Annotated in this window: 12 protein-coding genes and 2 tRNA genes; 8 read left to right on the top strand and 6 right to left on the bottom strand. The window is 64.3% G+C overall.

Translation table 11 applies throughout. From position 1 onward, the window contains the following. Positions 1-148: 148 nt before the first annotated feature. Positions 149-2,065 (bottom strand): transglycosylase SLT domain-containing protein, encoded by a 1,917-nt coding sequence (locus AB5Y98_RS15610; RefSeq protein WP_368232234.1) that lies wholly within the window; start codon positions 2,063-2,065, stop codon positions 149-151. Positions 2,066-2,174: 109 nt separating this feature from the next. Further along, complete coding sequence (locus tag AB5Y98_RS15605; RefSeq protein ID WP_368232233.1) at positions 2,175-4,667, bottom strand: putative bifunctional diguanylate cyclase/phosphodiesterase; 2,493 nt, start codon at positions 4,665-4,667, stop codon at positions 2,175-2,177. Between the two features lie 370 nt (positions 4,668-5,037). Between AB5Y98_RS15605 and raiA the strand changes: the two genes are divergently transcribed. Further along, positions 5,038-5,376: a ribosome-associated translation inhibitor RaiA gene (raiA, locus tag AB5Y98_RS15600; RefSeq protein ID WP_010634460.1), complete on the top strand. Its 339-nt coding sequence runs from the start codon at positions 5,038-5,040 to the stop codon at positions 5,374-5,376. Between the two features lie 77 nt (positions 5,377-5,453). Here the strand turns inward: raiA and AB5Y98_RS15595 are convergent, their stop codons facing one another. Then, positions 5,454-5,963, bottom strand: a complete 510-nt coding sequence (locus tag AB5Y98_RS15595) for a VC2046/SO_2500 family protein (RefSeq protein WP_368232232.1) — start codon at positions 5,961-5,963, stop codon at positions 5,454-5,456. A 125-nt stretch (positions 5,964-6,088) separates the two neighbouring features. On the opposite strand from AB5Y98_RS15595, the gene AB5Y98_RS15590 reads away from it, so the two are divergent. Together AB5Y98_RS15590 and AB5Y98_RS15585 are read left to right on the top strand one after the other, a co-directional pair. Next, positions 6,089-6,173 (top strand) — tRNA-Tyr (locus tag AB5Y98_RS15590). Positions 6,174-6,225: 52 nt separating this feature from the next. Continuing rightward, positions 6,226-6,310: transfer RNA gene (locus tag AB5Y98_RS15585), tRNA-Tyr, on the top strand. 128 nt (positions 6,311-6,438) lie between these two features. Here AB5Y98_RS15585 and AB5Y98_RS15580 read toward each other — a convergent pair. Then, on the bottom strand, positions 6,439-10,221 hold the full coding sequence (locus AB5Y98_RS15580) for a translocation/assembly module TamB domain-containing protein (RefSeq protein ID WP_368232231.1): 3,783 nt from the start codon (positions 10,219-10,221) through the stop codon (positions 6,439-6,441). A gap of 79 nt (positions 10,222-10,300) precedes the next feature. Next, positions 10,301-12,001, bottom strand: coding sequence for an autotransporter assembly complex family protein (locus tag AB5Y98_RS15575; RefSeq protein WP_290037108.1), 1,701 nt, complete (start codon positions 11,999-12,001; stop codon positions 10,301-10,303). Positions 12,002-12,645: 644 nt separating this feature from the next. Between AB5Y98_RS15575 and AB5Y98_RS15570 the strand changes: the two genes are divergently transcribed. After that, positions 12,646-13,020: a hypothetical protein gene (locus tag AB5Y98_RS15570; protein WP_117403919.1), complete on the top strand. Its 375-nt coding sequence runs from the start codon at positions 12,646-12,648 to the stop codon at positions 13,018-13,020. An 81-nt stretch (positions 13,021-13,101) separates the two neighbouring features. Then, complete coding sequence (locus tag AB5Y98_RS15565) at positions 13,102-13,380, top strand: peptidylprolyl isomerase (protein ID WP_017779266.1); 279 nt, start codon at positions 13,102-13,104, stop codon at positions 13,378-13,380. Positions 13,381-13,394: 14 nt separating this feature from the next. Here AB5Y98_RS15565 and AB5Y98_RS15560 read toward each other — a convergent pair whose 3' ends face one another. Continuing rightward, on the bottom strand, positions 13,395-13,955 hold the full coding sequence (locus AB5Y98_RS15560) for a peptide-methionine (S)-S-oxide reductase (protein WP_368232230.1): 561 nt from the start codon (positions 13,953-13,955) through the stop codon (positions 13,395-13,397). 51 nt (positions 13,956-14,006) lie between these two features. On the opposite strand from AB5Y98_RS15560, the gene AB5Y98_RS15555 reads away from it, so the two are divergent. From AB5Y98_RS15555 to AB5Y98_RS15545, 3 genes are read left to right on the top strand one after another with little or no spacing between them, the layout of a single operon-like run. Beyond that, positions 14,007-14,681 (top strand): DUF1499 domain-containing protein, encoded by a 675-nt coding sequence (locus AB5Y98_RS15555; protein ID WP_279450404.1) that lies wholly within the window; start codon positions 14,007-14,009, stop codon positions 14,679-14,681. A gap of 11 nt (positions 14,682-14,692) precedes the next feature. After that, complete coding sequence (locus tag AB5Y98_RS15550; protein ID WP_117403905.1) at positions 14,693-15,274, top strand: carboxymuconolactone decarboxylase family protein; 582 nt, start codon at positions 14,693-14,695, stop codon at positions 15,272-15,274. Then, positions 15,274-17,427, top strand: a complete 2,154-nt coding sequence (locus AB5Y98_RS15545) for an FAD-dependent oxidoreductase (protein WP_368232229.1) — start codon at positions 15,274-15,276, stop codon at positions 17,425-17,427. Before AB5Y98_RS15550 ends, AB5Y98_RS15545 begins: the two co-directional genes overlap by 1 nt. Positions 17,428-17,436 lie beyond the last annotated feature (9 nt).

The raw sequence follows: 17,436 nt of genomic DNA, 5'->3' as shown, positions 1-17,436 counted from the left end.
TGTTGAACGGGCGATTATAACGAACCTGCCAGACCAAGAGAGGGCGCCCGATCACCTGGCAGGTTTCCTTTTGTAACAAAACCTTATGGGATAATAACCATTTTGGGGAAGGAATGGGAATCCGGCTGCCGCCCAGGCGGCAGCCGTCTCAATAAGCGTGACTCAGCTCGCGCTCGGACATGAAGCGCAGCGGCTGCTGCAGCTTGTGCTGATAGATGAGGTCGAACGACAGCACGTTCTGCACATAGTTGCGCGTTTCCTTGTAAGGAATGCTCTCGACCCAGACATCCATCGGCTTGTCCGCACTCTGATCGCGCCAGCGTTTGACCCGACCGGGGCCGGCGTTGTAGGCCGCCGCCGCCAGGATCCGGTTGCCGTCATACACATCCAGCAACCGCTTGAGATAGGCGCTGCCAAGGCGGATGTTCATGGCGGGATCAAACAGCTGCTGCTCGTTGCGATAGGGCACCCCCAGCTTGCTGGCCGTCTCCTTGGCGGTGGTCGGCATCAGCTGCATCAGTCCCCTCGCCCCCACCGGCGACTGCGCCAGCGGGTAGAGGGCGCTCTCCTGACGGGAGATGGCGTAGAGCAGGCTGGTGTTCATGGTTCGCTCCCGCGCCATCTGGGAGAAGGTGTGCTTGAGCGGCAGCGGGAAGCGTAAATCGAGCGCATCCCAGGCCTCGGCCCGGATGCTGGCCAGGATGGCCAGTTCATGCCAGCCCTGGTTGAGGGCGATGTGGCCGAACTCGAGGCGCTGGGCCACCGGGTTGCGATCCATGTTGTGGATCCACTCCGCCCGCGCCGCCGTGATCTCGTTCATGTCGAGCAACTCGCGCACCCGCAGCAGGAAGGGCCAGCGGCGGCTGGCGGTGCGCCAGTCCGGCACCTTGTGCGCCACGATCTGGTTCTTCATCCGATAGGGCACGCCGGTGCGCTGCGCCGCCATGAAGCCGTAGAAGCCGCGCAGATTGGCGGTCTCCAGATAGAGATCCCGCGCCGGTTTCTGCTGGCCCTGTACCTCCAGCGAGCGCGCCAGCCAGTAGCGCCAGCGATCTTCCTTCTGCAGGCCCATGGGCATCCGCTTGACCCAGCCGGAGAGCCCTTTCCAGTCCTGCTCCCAGATGGCGAGCCGGGCCCGCAGCTCCAGCAGATCCGGGTCGGCCTGGCGCACTACGGTGGCATCCAGCCAGCTGCGCTGGGCAGTGGAGCGATCCAGCAGCAGCCGTCTGGCCACCGCCCGCTCCACCGGCTTGAGTTCGGCCGCGCTCAGCGCAAAACGCGAGCGCAGATAGCCGAGCTGCCCCAGCACCGCCTCCGGCTGCTGGTTCGCATAGCGGGCCAGTCCCAGCAGCAGCAACTTCCGGGAAGGGGCTGCGTTAGTGAAATAGGCCGTGTTCATCGCCTTGGCAGGCTGCTCGAACAGGGTGATCATCTGATCCCCATAGGCCTTCATGCCGCTACCGAGCTGGGCGCCGAGGTGGCGGATGAGATTCGGGTTCTCCGCCTCGAAGGCCAAGGTCATGCGGGTCCAGATCTTCTCCTGGGTGCGCAAACCCGCCTGCTGCCAGAGCTGGAACAGGGGATCACAGGCATCGGGACGGGACTGGCCGCTCAGCCAGAGCTTGCCCGCCTCCTGCAGTGCCTGGCTCTGCTGACCGGTGTAGTAGCGCGCCTGATAGTGCATGCAGAGCAAATCGGTGGAGTTCGGCTTAGCCGGGTAGAAGCGCAGGAACTGGAACCACTGCTGGCTCTGGGCCAGATAGGTGAGGTAGCTGCGCTCCAGCCGATTGGATTGGGGGGTATCGCCGTGCTCGCGGATGAAGCGGGTCACGTCGTCATAGTCCGCCGCCCCGGGCCGGAAGGCCAGCTGGTAGTAATCGAGATAGGGCAGCAGCGGATAATGGGTCAAACGGGCACGAATTTGCTGAAAACGGGCCTGATCGTCGGCCCGCACCGCGTCATAAGCCTGGCGATAGAGAGATTGTTCCAGGGTCTGCGCCGCCACCTGCGTCAGCAGCCCCGGCACGCACAGCGCCGATAAAATGATTCCCTGCACGGCTTTCACGAGAGACGTCTCCATTGAGAGGCAATGCCACCGCCCGCTGGCGGTGGTGTCATATTCCCTCATTCTACCCGTTAACCCCGGGGGCTACAGCTCGCTGGCGAGACTATTTTTACTCGCCGCTGGCGAGGCTTTCACTGCGGGCGAGGCGCCGCACATAGCGCTCCAGGTAGGTCACCGGCAGTGGCTTGGAGGCTAGATAGCCCTGGTAGAAGTGGCAGCCCTGGGCCTGCAGAAACTCCAGTTGCTGGCGCGACTCCACCCCCTCCGCCGTCACGTTGAATCCCATGTGACGCGCCATGGCGATCACCGCCTCGACGATGGCCATGTTGTCGCCATCGCGCGGTATGTCCTGGATGAAGGAGCGGTCGATCTTGAGCTCGTCCGCCGGCAGCCGCTTGAGGTAGCTCAGGGAGGAGTAACCTGCGCCGAAGTCGTCGATGGCGAAGCTGATGCCGAGCGCCTTGAGCTCGCTCATCTTGCTGATGGTGTCTTCTGCATGCCCCAGCACCACGGATTCGGTGATCTCCAGATTCAGGCTGGCGGGATCCATGCCGGTGGAGGCCAGCACGTCGTGGATCCGGTCAACAAAATCGGCGGCGTGAAACTGCTTGGCGCTGACGTTGACCGACAGCTGCGGGATGTGAATGCCGTTCTCCTCCCAGCGTACGTACTGGGCGCAGGCCTCGTACAGTACCCAGTTGCCGATGTCGACGATAAGGTCCGTCTCCTCGGCGATGGGGATGAACTCGGCAGGCGACACCAGCGCCCGGCCTGGCGGCTGCCAGCGGATCAGCGCCTCGACGCCAATGATGTCGCCCCCCTCCACCATGTGCTGGGGCTGGTAGTAGAGGGTCAGCTCCTGCTGGTTGAGGGCGCTGCGCAGCTCGTTGTGAATGAGCAGCCGGCGATCCGCCTGCAACTGCATGGAGGCGTCGAAGAAACGCCGGGTCTTGCGACCGGCCGACTTGGCCTGATACATGGCGGTGTCCGCCTGCTTGAGCAGATCGTCCACCCCCTGCTCCCGACCGGGGAACAGGGTGATGCCGACGCTGGCGCCGATGTGCAGCACCTGACCGGCGTGGTTGTAGGGGGCCGCAATCTCGCTGATGAGCCGCTCGGCGATAAGGTCGGCCTGCATCTCCGCCTGGGGGGGACTGGCCGAGAGCGAGGGCAGCAGCAGCACGAACTCGTCGCCGCCAAGGCGCGCCAGACAATCCCCCTGGCGTACCAGCCGCTTGAGCCGGCTGGCCACCTCCTTGAGCAGCCAGTCGCCGGTGGCGTGACCGAGGGAGTCGTTGATGGTCTTGAAGTGGTCGAGGTCGATGAACAGCAGGGCGCCGATCAGATAGTCGCGGCTCGCCTCACCAAAGGCGTGGGCCAGGGTCTCGTGCAGTTGGCGGCGATTGGGCAGGCCGGTCAGCTCGTCGTAGTAGGCGAGATCCTGGATGCGGCGCTCCGCCTCCTTGCGCTCGGAGATATCCTCGAAGCAGATGACGAAGTGGCTGATCGCCCCCCTGTCATCTTGCACCGGGGTGACGATTTCCCACTGCGGATAGGGATAGCCATCCGCGTGCAGGCGCTGGGTCTCCCCCTGCCAGCGGCTCAGGCTGCCGAGCTCGTAGCCAAGCCCCCCCAGCCCGCACCAGAGATCGTTGCCCAGATGCAGGCCGATGACTCGCTGGCTGTCAAAGCCGGTGATCTGGCTGAAGGCGTGGTTGACCCGCAGGATCTTGAAGTCGGGGTCGGTGATGATGATCCCTTCGTGGGTTTCGAAGGCCACCGCCGAGAGGCGCAGCTGGGCGTCGCTCTGCAGCCGCTCCAACTCCGCCACCATGCGCATGGAGAAGGTGGTCAGCACCGAGCCCAGATTGGGGATGGCGCTCTGATCGGAGAAGAGCAGCGCCAGGTGCCCCAGCAACTGGCCGTTGCGATCGCACAGGGGCAGGCCGTAGTAGCCCTGCCCAGCCTTGAAGCCGGCGCAGTGCAGATGCTCGGCGGTGAGCGGCAGGATGCAGGTCTCGCCGCGCTGGTAGACCTGCTGGCACGGCATGCCAGCTAGCTCGTACTCCTTGAGGTCGATGCCGTGATAGGCCAGCACCTTGAGCCGCTCGCTGCCGGTGCGCTCCGCCAGCCAGACCGCATCCGCCACCAGAATGTGGGCAAGCTGGCTGACCAGGGTATTGAAGAAATCGAGCCCGGTCCGGGCGGAGAGCGCCTGGGCCAGCTGGGTCAGCAGAGGGTCTTGCAGCAGTGGCAGTTGCTGGGAGAGATCGGCAGGCAGCTGGGTGCTGCGGGTAGTGTCGAGCGGCGCAATCCAGCCACAGCACATCTGCTGGGCCGGTACGTACTGGCCGCTCCAGAGCACGTGACGCACCTCGCCGTTCTCGTCGCCGAGGTGGCCGATGAACTGGGCCGGTTGCTGGGAGTGGTAGAGTCTGGCGAGAAAGTCGGCAAAGCCGGCCTCGTCATCTGCCGCCAGTTGCCCGAACCAGGGGTGAGGCCCCTCCCCTTGCCAGAGCTGGTAGGAGGCATGATCGGACAGGCTCCACTGGGCATGTTGCCGATCATAAAACCACATCATCTGAGTGGCTTGCTGTTTCATGTACTACTCCAACACCACAACAACCACGTTCAAGTCCCTGACGACTCGATAGCGCCCACATTCTCAGCGCGCACGTCGGCAAGGGCGGTGCGGGGGGAAGTGCGAAAGATGCGAGACTAAGCGGTGAAAACCGGACATGAGGTCGACATGCGGCGCTGCCACGAAGGGACAGAAACGATCCAAGTTTCCCCATACTGCCTGCCTGTTTCGTCGAGCTCAAGTGCTTTTTGGTGCAGAACGGGAAAAGATCACAATTTCCCTCTCCCCTTCGCAGCAAGGCACCATTTAGTGACACAGATCACATTTTAATGTTCAGCCATGAGTAATCTGAAGGTGAAGACACAAGCAATACGACCCGAAGGGGGCCAATATGAAAATCGAAATTACCAGCAAAATCATCGAGATCACCCCGGCTATCCGCGAGCGCATTGAATCCCGCTTTGACAAGCTCGAACGTCTTCAGGTGCCTCTTATCACACCCCATGTGATTGTCTCCAAAGAGCGTCTGATGTTTATCGTTGAAGCCACTGCTGGCATCCCCAACGGCAAACTGTTTGCCCAGGCAGAACATGAGGACTTGTACGCCGCCATCACCGAACTGGGGCAAAAACTGGAGCGTCAGATCAACCGTCACACCGAGAAACCCATCGCCCGTCGCGCCGCTGCGGCTGGCAAGGAAGTCCCGCTGCCGGACGAAGCCGACGCCTGATCCAGGGCACGACACATCCATCACACAAAAGGCGGGGTCTCCCCGCCTTTTTGCTGCCTGACGCCTTGGGCATACCCTCAGCTGAGCCAGTGCAGGCCGGCATCCACCCCCTCCTTGAGCGCATCGAGTACGGGCAGCATCAGCAGCGGATCCTCGCGTCTGGGCTGATCCGCCAGCTTGCCCTGCCAGCGCTCCCGTCCAAGCGGCGAGAGGTTGTCATAAACGGCGGGCTCCAACGCCGGCGGGGCGCCGAGCAGCGGCGGTGAGCGCAGCGCCAGCCAGAGCCGCACATCCACCATGGAGCCCCCCTGCTGCAGCCGTTCGTTGAGCACGCTTGCCTCTGCATCATCCTCGCTCCCCTGCAAGGGGGTAGCTGGGGGCAGCTCAAAGCGGCTGCGCCAGACCCGACTCTCTGCCTTTGCTGGCAGCCTGGGATCAAACCAGGGCTGCTCTTCCACCGCATCGGTCAGCAGGGCCAGATGCAGACGAAAGTCCGCCCTGTCTCCGTGCTGGAGATCCTGGTTGAGACGTTGCCCGAGCTGGGCTTCGTCCACCAGCCATTGCTCACGAACGGCGCTGGGTAGCATGGGATAACTCTTGGAAACGGTGGTTTCATCCTTTATCGGCCGCAAATCCGATCCTTTGAGCAGGAAAAATCCCGCCGAGGGGTTCACAACCGCAGAAGATCTGTTAGTATGCGCCTCGCACTTGTGGAGGGGTTCCCGAGTGGCCAAAGGGATCAGACTGTAAATCTGACGGCTCTGCCTTCGAAGGTTCGAATCCTTCTCCCTCCACCATTTCAAGTGCCGTCACGACCCAGGTTGTGATGCAACATCAGCAATGCCCCGTGGAGGGGTTCCCGAGCGGCCAAAGGGATCAGACTGTAAATCTGACGGCTCTGCCTTCGAAGGTTCGAATCCTTCTCCCTCCACCATCTATTCAAGAAAACCCGGCCTCGCGCCGGGTTTTCGCTTTTCAGCGTCCCACCACATTCATCGGCACCTTCAACGCCCCCATAAAAACGGGAGGCTTGCGCCTCCCGTTTTTGTCTCTTGCCGCCCGTTACAGGGTGAAGCGATAGAAGATATCCACCGCCTGGGCCACCCCGCTCATGGCCTGCAGGTAGAGCCTTGGCATCAGCTCGTAGCGCAGCTTGAACTCGGCGATGGGGCTGAACACCCCTACCCCGTACTGGAACTGCAGCCCCGGCAGCAGGTAGGCCGACAGTGTCACCTGGGTGCTCTCACCACTGCCGGCGGTGTCGAGGGCCACATCGCTCATGCCGAGGGATTCCCCCAGACTGGAGACCACGCCGTTGGCCTGGCTGACTGCGCCCGCCACCAGCAGGCCGTTGAAACCGCCATCCTCGCCGCTGGTCTGCAGCCCCTTGCCGCGCAGCAAGTAGGAGAGCTGCTCGGACTGGGCCATCTGCGGCTCCGAGTAGACGGTGATCTTGGGCTTGCTGGCCGGCCCGGTCACCCGCACCCCCACCGTCACCTTGTCCTCTATGGTATCGGGATCCCGATACGCCTCTATGTTGAGGTAGGGCTGATCGAGGGGGCCGGAGAAAAGGATGCGGCCATCCTTGATGATGAGGTTCTGGCCATAGGCCTTGAAGCGCCCGTCGTTGAGCACCAGCTGACCGTTGCCCGCCAGCGGCCGCGAGGGATCCTGGCGAATGTTGATGCCGCCCCCCACCTTGGTCTTGAGTCCCATCGCCTCCAGCCGCACGTCATCACCCAGCCGGATGGCCAGCTTGATCTCCATCGGCAGCGGCGCGGCCTTGGGCACCGGCGGCAGATCGTCATAGACCACGGTCACGTCATCCGACACCGCCACCGCGCTCTCGGGCAGGCTCTTGACCAGGATCCGCGCCCAGGGGATATCCACCTGGCCGGTGATCCGGGTCTCCTCCCCCAGCGAGATGGCGATGTCCGGGGAGACTCGCACCCGGCCCATGCCAGGATACTGGGCCTCCAGCTCCTTGCCCTCGATGGTGAGGCTGCCGGTGACCGGCAGCTGCGCCCAGCTCAGCCAGCCTCCCAGCGCCAGCGGGCCCTTGCCCACCAGCATGGTGCCATCCAGCTCGGCCCGGTTGCCTTCAATCTTGAGGCGGGTCACCAGCTTGGAGAGGGTCACCATGTCGGAGTGGGTCTGCACTTCCCCATCCAGCAGATTGAGCTGACCAAACAGCAGCGGCGAGGCCAGAGTGCCGTCGAAGCGGGCATCGGCCGAGATGACCCCCTGCAGGGAGCGCACCTCGGGGATGAGCGGCGCAAAGGTGGTCAGCTTGAGGTCGTCAAACTTGAGCTGACCGGAGAGATTGCCGCGACCGGACGGATCCCGGATATAGAGCTTGGTATCGATGTTGCCGATCTGCCCGGAGGCAAAGTCGAGCCGGATGGCCGCCTGCTGGCGCTCGAAGTCCACTCCGAGCTCGAGGCGCTGATAGTCGGTCTTGAGCTCGTCCGCCACGAAGGTGCCCGGCGTGGTGCGCACGGTGGCGTGCAGGGTCGGCTGATTGCCGCGCCAGCTGGCCCGCCCGTCGGCGGAGAGCACCGCCTGCCAGCGGAAGTTGTCCGGCAGCCAGGGCCGCAGGCGCTTGAGGTCGAACTGGTTGAGGGCAAACTCCAGGCTGCCCTGCTGGGCCGATACCTGACTGCCCTTGACGCAGAGGCTGGCCCCCTGGGAGCCGAGACAGAGATCGCCCATGGTCAGCCGCTGACGCGGCAGATCCACATCCAGATCCCAGGGTGCACTCAGCTCCCAGCGCCGCAGCGGCGTCTTCAACTTGAGCTCGCCGAGGGCGCCGCGCCAGCGATCCCCGCGCAGGCCACCGCTCAGCTTGAGGTTGGCCGCCACCGGGTCACCCTTCATGGTGAGCGACAGGGCGTGCTGGTTGAGATCGCCGTTCAGGTTGAGCGCCAGCTGGCTGAGGCTGGTCGTCCCCTGTACCAGGCTGGCCACCGTCAGGGCCACCTCCCCTGCCGGCTTGTCGCCGACCAGGGCATTGCCCTTGATGGCGATCCCCTTCAGATCGGTGCCGGCATAATAGAGGCGGCTGGCAGCCAGATCTGTGGTGACCCGCGGCGCCTGCTGATTGCCGGTCAGCCGCACCTGCCCCTTGATGTCCCCCTTGAGCCCGGGGTAGAGCCCGGCCAGGTTGGGGGCGTCGAGATCCGCATCCAGCTTCCACGCCTGCTGGCTCAGGCTGCCCTTGGCCTGCAGCTGGTTGGGGCCGCTTTGCAGCGCCAGCGCCGGGATGGTCCACTCCATCTTGTCGTTGCCGCTCGCGCTGCCCTTGATGGCCAGCGGATACTGGTTGAGCTTGCCGTCCACCTTCAGCTCGGGCAGTTGCAGTTGCCAGTGACCTGCCTCATCGAGCTCGAAGCGGCTGACAATCTTGCCCGCCAGCGCCCCCTTGAGATCGGGCACCAGCTCGGCCGGGTTGATCCCCTTGAACTCCGTGGTGCCCTGCCAGCGTACCCCCTTGTCCCAGGCGAGCTTGCCGTCCAGCTTGAGCTCCCCCTTGAGGGCGTTGAGCAGCAGGTCTATCTGGTTCAGCTGCGTCAGATCCCCCTTGCCGGTCAGCGCCAGCTTGAACGGAGGCACGTCCGTGCCCTTGCCGGCAGTATTCAAGGCAAACTGGTAGCCGGAGAGCTTGCCCTTGGCGCTCAGCGTACCCTTCTCCAGCCGGTAGCTGGGCTCGTCTTTGGCAGGCTTGTGCAGCGGCCAACCCAGGCTCTTCCACTCCAACCCAGCATCAAAGGGCAAGTCGGGGTCGAGCGCAGCCAGCGAGCCCTTGAGGCTGGCGGCCACCGGCCCCTTGGCTTGCAACGCCAGTGCCAGCTTGCCCACCGAGCCACCCAGGGTCAGGCTGGCCTGCTGCCCCTGTAGCTCGCCATCCAGCAGCCCCTTGCGGGCCTTGGCGTCCAGGGTCAGGGCGAGCGGATAATCCTCTTTGAGCTGGATCTTGCCCTTGAGCGCCAGATCCGCCATGGCGTGGCGCAAGGAGAGCTCGCGCAGCACGATGTCGCTCCCCTCGGCGCTGGCCGACAGCAGCAGCTTGTCGAGCCCTTCGATCAATTCACCTTGCTGATAGCGAAACGCCGTGACCTGCAAGCCTTCCAGCTGGATGGGGAACGGCAGCCGGATGGCGGGCAGCGCAATGGGCTCCGCCGGCTTGGACGGTTGCGCCTTGCCCGCATTTGCCGCTTTGTTCCCGTTGCCGGCAGCCTTGGCTGCTGTCTGCGGGTTGGGGGTCGCCTTGGGGTTGGCCGGTTTGGCTGCCTCGGTGGCTTGCGTCTCGGCCAGGGTCACCTTGAGGCCGTCCAGCACGGGCCCCTGCACAATGAGCCCCTTGCGGCTGAGGGTGGCGCCGATGTCGAGGGACTTGAGGCTCACCCCGACCCCGGGCACCGTCACATCGAGATCCGCCACCGTCAGGCTGTCGACCTGAATTTTCAGCGGCAGCGGATGCCAGACGAAGGGCTCTGACGGCTCTTCCGGGGTCGGCTCCGAGTCGGCCACCTTGACCACAGGGTGGGTGACGTTAAGGGATTTGATCCAGAGCTTGCCCTGCAGCAACTTGCCCAGATCCCAGTCCAGCACGGCGCGATCCACAGTGACGTCCACCAGCTCGTCCTGCCAGCCGACCCCTTCCAGGGTCCAGCCGTAGCCGAGCTGGCCCGCCACCAGCTCCCCCTTGAGGAAGGGAAGAGCGGCCCTGGCCTGCTGCCACAGCCACTTATTGCCCTGATGGGTGAAGCCCAGCAGGCTGACGCCGATAAGCAGCAGGAAGATCAGCCCCATCAGCCAGAGAAAGATGCGTTTTACCCAGATCACAGTGCAGACCCCCGCGAAAGATGCAGCCGCAGCGGCCGGTCAGAAGAACATAAGAGAAGAGAGGTTGAGCAAGACCGGATCATAGTTCAGGCCCCAGCGCGAAGTGGAGCCGCAGCGGCTTCTCATCTTCGGAAATGCCCACCGCCAGATCGAGCCTGACCTGACCGATGGGGGTCACCCAGCGCACACCGACCCCGGTGCCTATCTTCCAGGCCTCACTGTAGTCGACCGTGGCGGTACCGCTGTCGACGAACAGGGCCCCCAGCCACTTGTCGCTGAAACGGTAGTTGTACTCGGCACTGGCGACGCTCACGTAGCGGCCCCCCAGCAACTTGCCGTCGCTGCCGCGCGGCGAGATGGTCTCGTAGCCGTAGCCGCGCACCGTCTGATCGCCACCGGTAAAGAAGCGCAGGGAGGGCGGCACCAGCGAGAAGCTGTCCCCTATGATGGCCCCCTGTTCGGCCCGCAGCAGGAAGCGGTGATCCTCCCCCAGGGTGCGCAGCCACTTGCTGCGCCCCCACACCCGCACGAAGCTGATGTCGGAGCCCCAGTAGGGGTCGGAGAACTCCAGGGTGAGCTGCTGGCGATCGCCCCAGTCGGGCACCAGACCACCGCGCACCCGCAGCCGCGACCAGGAGACGCCGGGGATCAACAGCAAGCTATTGCCCTCGTCAGCGCCCTGGGTATAGACCTCGTTTTCCAGCCGGATGAACACGTCCCGGTCCCAGCTCTCCGGCCGACGCTTCCAGCGGTGCACGCTGAAGGTGGTCAGATCGGAGCGGGTATCGTTGTTGTCCTTGTACTGATAGCCGGCCTGCAGCGAGTAGTAGTCCCGCAGCGGGTTGCCCACCGGGATCTGGTAGTCGAAGCTGAGCTCCGCCTCGGGCTGGGAGACCTTGGCGGTGGCGTTGAGCCGGTGGCCGTAGCGGTTGACCCAGGGCTTCTCCCAGGTGGCACTCATGCGCGGCCCCACGTCGGTGGCATAGCCGATACCCGTTTCAATCTCGTGATCGACCCGGTTGGAGAGAGTCACCTGCACCGGCACCCGGTTATGCTCGGCCTGGCTGATGAGGGGCTTGATGTCCACCTGCTTGAACAGCTTGGTGGAGGAGACATCCTGCGACATCTCCGCCAGCCGGATCGCCAGATAGGGGTCGCCGCTCTTGATGTTGATGAGGGGGCGGATGAGACGCAGCGCCTCCGGGGTGGCGTCGTAGCGGATCTCGCCGAAGTGGTAGCGCGGGCCGGAGCGAAACAGGATGTAGATCTCGGCAGTGCCCTGATCCGGGAACACCTTGACCTGGCTCTTGCTGATCTTGGCGTCGAAGTAGCCGCGGGCCAGCCCCAGGCTGCCCAGATCCGCCTTGATGGATTCGTATTTGCCGTGGTTGAGGGGATCCCCCTCTTTCAGGGGCAGCTTGTCCAACAGCTCGCTGTAGAGCTCGTCGCTGCCGGCATCCCCTTCCAGCAGGATATCGAGGCGGGAGATGATGACCGGCTTGCCGGGATCCACCTCGATGATCACCTTAGCGGGGGTTTTCTTGTCCCGGCTCAGGGTGATCTTGGGCTGGTAGTAGCCATAGACCTGCAGCGCCTTTTGCACGCTCTCGGTGATCTTGGGGCGGGCCGGGCGGTACTGGCGCTCCTGATAGACCGGCAGGGCATTGAGGTAGGCTTCGACGTTGTCCTTGTTCTCCCCTTTCAACCCCTTGATTTGATAGGTGAGTTTGGCCGCCATGGCGGGCGTGACGAACAGCAGCAGACAGAGGCTCAGTCCCAGCGCGCGAAGCCCACGACGAAAAGCCCGTGCGGGCGGTGAGATCCCTGCAGGCAGGGGCGGATTGCATCCTGTCAAACGTCAATTTCCCCGAAGAACATGATTAAAATAATGCGATATTCAGAACGAATATGAGGCTCACTCGATCGCAAGCGCGCCTCATCCTAGCATATCCCCGGCTCGACATCAGAGCGGGTTGACCGCGAATTTCGCCATATTATTGAAGCCTTTGCCCGCGCGGGCCGCCCATTTTTCAGGCATTCCCCCGCAGACTTATGCCACTATGGGCCCAAAAGGGCAATCCATGACCCTCAGGGCCTGGCCAGATGGCCCCTGTCGGCCACTCCGGCCCGACGGCGCAATCTCCCCGATTTCCCGATGGGCGCGACACCAACTGTCGGCAACGGGTCAAGATCGCAGCAATGCTCTCTCCCCAAGCGGCACAGCCCGGATCCTGGCAGGCACTGGGCCATCTCACTCGCGCCTCCGCGGGACCGTCGATTTTATCTTGCCGGATCAAACAGTTGCCGTCACGCAATCAAAGCCTCGTTCAACTCAATCGATTTATCCCGCTGCCCCCCCTGCTCACTTCTCGCCCACACTGGAGCCATTGGATCAGACCCCTGCCCCACCAGAGGAGACACAGCATGCACGCACGCAGCGAACAGATGGCGGACTACATCGCCGACCGACTCGAATTCATCACCTTTCTCGCCTGTTGCAGCGCCCTGCTGGCCCTGCTGACCGGCATGAACGGCCAGCAGGCGCTGGCCTTCACCGCGCTGAACCTGCCGTTCGGGCTCGCCATCCTGCTGGGCATGGCCATGCTGGCACCGCTGCCGACCCACTGGCGCCTGCCGGGCATCACCCTGTTGCTGGCAGGCTGCGCCCTGGCGACCCTGCAACTGGGGGGCAACTGGCTCAATCCGCTGGCCATCTGGAGCCTGCATGCCCTGCTCGGGCTGGAGATCCTCTGGCAGGCGCGCCCCAGAACCCGGCTCGGAGCCCGTGCCCGCGGCTGACATGCTGATGACGGCTGACGCGCGGCAGGAATTGGAGTACTCTTTGCGCCCCCGATTTGCCCGCTACCGAGGAGCACCCCGATGAAAAAAGCCTGTGCCCAGCACATCCTGGTCAAGACCGAGAAAGAGTGTCTGGAGATCAAGGAGAAGATTGCCAAGGGAGCCGACTTCGGCCAGATGGCCAAGCGCTTCTCTACCTGCCCTTCCGGCAAGCGCTTCGGCGATCTGGGGGAGTTTTCGAAAGGGGACATGGTCAAGTCGTTTGACGATGCCGTGTTCAAGGGCGAGCTGCTGACCGTGCTCGGCCCGGTGCGCACCAAGTTCGGCTTTCACCTCATCAAGGTGCTCTACCGCAACTGAGTTCAGGACCCGGTTCAGGGTTCTGGATTCAGCTCCACCGGCCAGCCGCCGCAGCGGCGGGCATAGAAGCCGAAACGCCAGGGGTGGCGCGCCGCCCAGTCCTCCATCTCCGGCGCCGGGGTGAACCGGCTCTGCGGCCAGAGTGCAACCCGGCTCGGCCGCCCGTGCAGGGCCTGCCAGCGTGTCAGGCTCACCTGGGCCAAACGCCACTGATAGTCATCCTTCGGCAGCAGGGCCGGCGCAAATGCCAGCCCCCGGTTGCAATACTGGCCGTCGCCATCACTCCCATCCACCAGCTGCCAGAAGACGTTGAGCAGATCCCCATACCCCACCTTGACCGGGTCATAATCGATGCGCACCGCCTGGCGCCGCGGTGGCACTTCCCGCCAGCTCGACCCCGTCGCCACCCGCTGGCTGACATAGCCCGGCTCCACCCGGCTGATCCCGGGCAGGGTCTCGTAGACGGCCTCGGCGCGCCACATGTCCCCCGCCGCCAGCACGGCGCTGTCCGCCCACAGCGGAACGCTTGGGAAAAGCAGCAGGATTGAGATAAATTTACTAACGTTATCAGTCAATTAAGTTTATCCTTCTGGGCACTTGTTCATCATAACCAGGGGATCCCCGTTATGCCCAGTTATTTGTGGTGGCCACTGCTGGCCTGGTTGCTGCCGCTCGCCGGCGCCCTCGGCAGCCGTGTTCACCTCTGGCCTTGGTGGCTGGGATTCGCCCTCTGCCTGCTCGGGGCGCTCGTCTCCCTCGTCTTGCTGGTTCGTCTGCCCTGGTGTCGCAGCCGCTGCGCCAACGGCTGGGGCACCGTCCCACTGCTGTTGCCCCTAGCCTTTGTGGTGCAGGCGCTGCGCACGCCGCTGGTCAACGACGTGAGCACGGATCCCAGCAACCCGCCCCAGCTGCGCTGGGCAGCCGAACTCAGAACGGTGCAGGATCTGCCCATTAATCCGGCCCCCTTGAAAGCATTTGAGGGGAAACCCGGTCCTCTCTTTACCAGCGCCCCCCCGGCCGAGGTGATCACCGAGGCCCACGCCCTGATGGAGCAGCTCGGCTGGCGGGTGCGACCAAGCCCACAAGGGCTCGAGGCTGTAGTCACCACCGGCTGGTTCGGTTTTCAGGATGACGTGGCGCTGCGGGTCTTTGCCGGGCCCAGCGAAACCCGCATCGACATGCGCTCCGCCTCCCGCCAGGGACGCAGCGACCTGGGCACCAACCGGGCCCGTATAGAGGAGTTTCTGATCCGCCTCAACGAGCGGCTGGGTCAGGCCTACAAACCCAATTTGAAGCAATAAGAAGGTCATCCATGCGCGTCGAGGTGAAAGCCGACCGGGAATATGCCTGGTTCATCCGCCCCTTTTTCTGGTTGCAAAAACGCAACTACGGCCAGGTGCTCATTCCGGGCAAGTGCTGGGGCCGCTCGCCGCGCCTGTTTGCCGCCGTCGCCACCCTCTATGGCGTCATCAACCGCAAGCGCTCCCCCATCGACCCCGTGCTGCGCTCCCTGGTGACGGTGCGGGTCTCCCAGCTCAACTGGTGCCGCTTTTGCGTCGACATCAACGCCATGACCCTGATAAAAAGAGCCGGCTCCAGCGAGAAGGTGGAGGCGCTCGCCAACTGGCGCGAAAGCCCGCTGTTCGATGAGCGAGAAAAAGCCGTACTCGACTACACAGAAGCGATGACGGGCCTCGATGGGGTCAGCGACGAGCAGGCCGCCCGTCTCAAGCCCTGGTTCGACGACGATGCCATGGTGGAGCTGACCGGCCTCATCGCCTTCCAGAACATGTCTGCCAAATTCAACGCCGCCCTCGATATCGCCCCGCAGGGCTTCTGCCAGCTGCCGGTCCAGCCCGAGCGCCCGGCCCAGCCGAACAGCAAGGACGCCTGATGAGAGGCTCCCGCCTGCTGCTGGTGCTGGTGATGGGCTGCCTCATCGGCGCCTTCTTCGCCTTCGACCTTGGCCACTACCTGAGCCTGCCCCAGCTGCAGGCCCGTCAGGCCGAGCTGGCCGCCCTGGTCGAGCGTCATTTCGGCGCCGCCGCCCTGCTGTTCGTCGCCGTCTATGTGGTGAGCACCGCCCTCTCCCTGCCTGGCGCCAGCCTGCTCACCCTGGCTGGCAGCGCCGTGTTTGGCGTTGCCTGGGGGCTCTTGCTGGTCTCCTTTGCCAGCAGCATTGGCGCGACCCTGGCCTTTCTCAGCGCCCGCTTTTTGCTGCGCGACTGGGTCGAGCGGCGCTTTGGCGACAAGCTGGCCAGCTTGCAGGCCGGCATGAAGAAGGAAGGGGCGCTTTATCTGCTGAGCCTGCGCCTCATCCCCATCTTCCCCTTCTTTTTGGTCAACCTGCTGATGGGGCTCACCCCCATCAGAGTCAGCACCTACTACTGGGTGAGCCAGCTTGGCATGCTGCCCGGCACCTTCGTCTACGTGCTGGCGGGCAGCGAGCTCGCCAACCTCACCAGCACCGGCAATATCCTCTCCCCAGGCCTGATGGTGGCGCTGACCCTGCTCGGGCTGATGCCGATGCTGCTCAAGGGGCTGCAGCGGCGCCTCGCCCTGCATCGACTGCACGCCCCCTACCGCAAGCCGAAGCACTATGACTACAACCTGCTGGTGATTGGCGCCGGGGCCGGCGGCCTTGTGACCAGCTATATCGCCGCGGCGGTGAAGGCCAGGGTGGCGCTCATCGAGAAGCACAAGATGGGGGGCGATTGCCTCAACAGCGGCTGCGTCCCCTCCAAGGCGCTGATCCGAAGCGCCCGCTTTGCCGCCGAGCAGCGCCGGGCCGGTGAGCTGGGCTTTGGCCCAAGCCAGACCAGCGCCGATTTCGCCGCCGTGATGGAGCGGGTCGTCCGCGTCATCAAAGAGGTCGAACCCCACGACTCCATCGAGCGCTATCAGGGGCTGGGAGTGGAGTGCATCGAAGGGGAGGCAAGGCTGGTCTCACCCTGGGAGGTGGAGGTGAACGGTCAGCGCCTTGCCAGCCGCCATATCGTGCTCGCCACCGGCGCCCGGCCGCTGGTGCCCGAGCTGCCGGGGCTGGATCAGGTGCCTTGGCTCACCTCCGACACCCTCTGGCAGCTGCGCACTGCACCGCGTCAGCTGCTGGTGCTGGGCGGCGGCCCCATCGGCTGCGAGCTGGCCCAGAGCTTAGCCCTGCTTGGGGTGCCCGTTACCCTGGTGGAGCTCTCGGATCAGCTGCTGCCCCGCGAAGAACGGGAAGTGACCGAACTGCTGGCGGAACAGCTGGCCCGCGATGGCGTGAGGGTGCTCACCGGCTGGCGCGCCGAGCGAGCCGACTATCTGCCCGCAGCCGAGGGGGATCTCCCTATCCGGCTGCAACTGCGCCGGGGCGACGAGACGCAAATAATTGAAGGGGATCAGCTGCTGTTGGCGCTGGGCCGGGTGGCCAACGTCGGCGGCTTCGGGCTCGAAGCGCTGGGGGTGGAGCTGACCCCGCGCGGCACGGTGGCGGTCGATGGCTTCCTCGCCACCAACTACCCCAGCATTCTGGCGGTGGGGGACGTAGCGGGCCCTTACCAGCTTACCCATGCCGCTGCCCATCAAGGCTGGTACGCCGCAATCAATGCCCTGTTCAGCCCGTTCAAGCGCTTTCGGGCCGACTATCGGGTCATGCCGGCCGCCATCTACACCACCCCCGAAATTGCCCGGGTCGGCCTCAACCAGAAAGAGGCCAGGGCGCAGGGCATTCCCTTCGAGCTGACCCGCTTCGAGCTGGCCGAGCTGGACAGGGCCATCGCCGACGGCGAGCGTCAGGGCTTTATCGAGGTGCTCACCGTGCCCGGCAAGGATCAGATCCTGGGTGCCAGCATAGTGGGCACTCACGCCGGCGAGCGGATCGCCGAATTCGTGCTCGCCATGCGCCACCGCCTCGGCCTTGGCAAGATCCTCGCCACCATCCACGCCTACCCCACCCTGATGGAGGGGAACAAGTACCTGGCGGGCGAGTGGCGACGAGCCCGTCAGCCCGCCACCCTGCTGGCGCTGCTGACCCGTTATCACCGCTGGCGCCGCGGCGCCTGACCAACCAGG

The organism is Aeromonas sp. s3 (assembly GCF_040907805.1).
GTDB lineage: Bacteria > Pseudomonadota > Gammaproteobacteria > Enterobacterales > Aeromonadaceae > Aeromonas > Aeromonas dhakensis.
The sequence above is the reverse complement of the archived record's forward strand: the minus strand, read 5'-3'. Positions and strand labels throughout refer to the sequence as shown.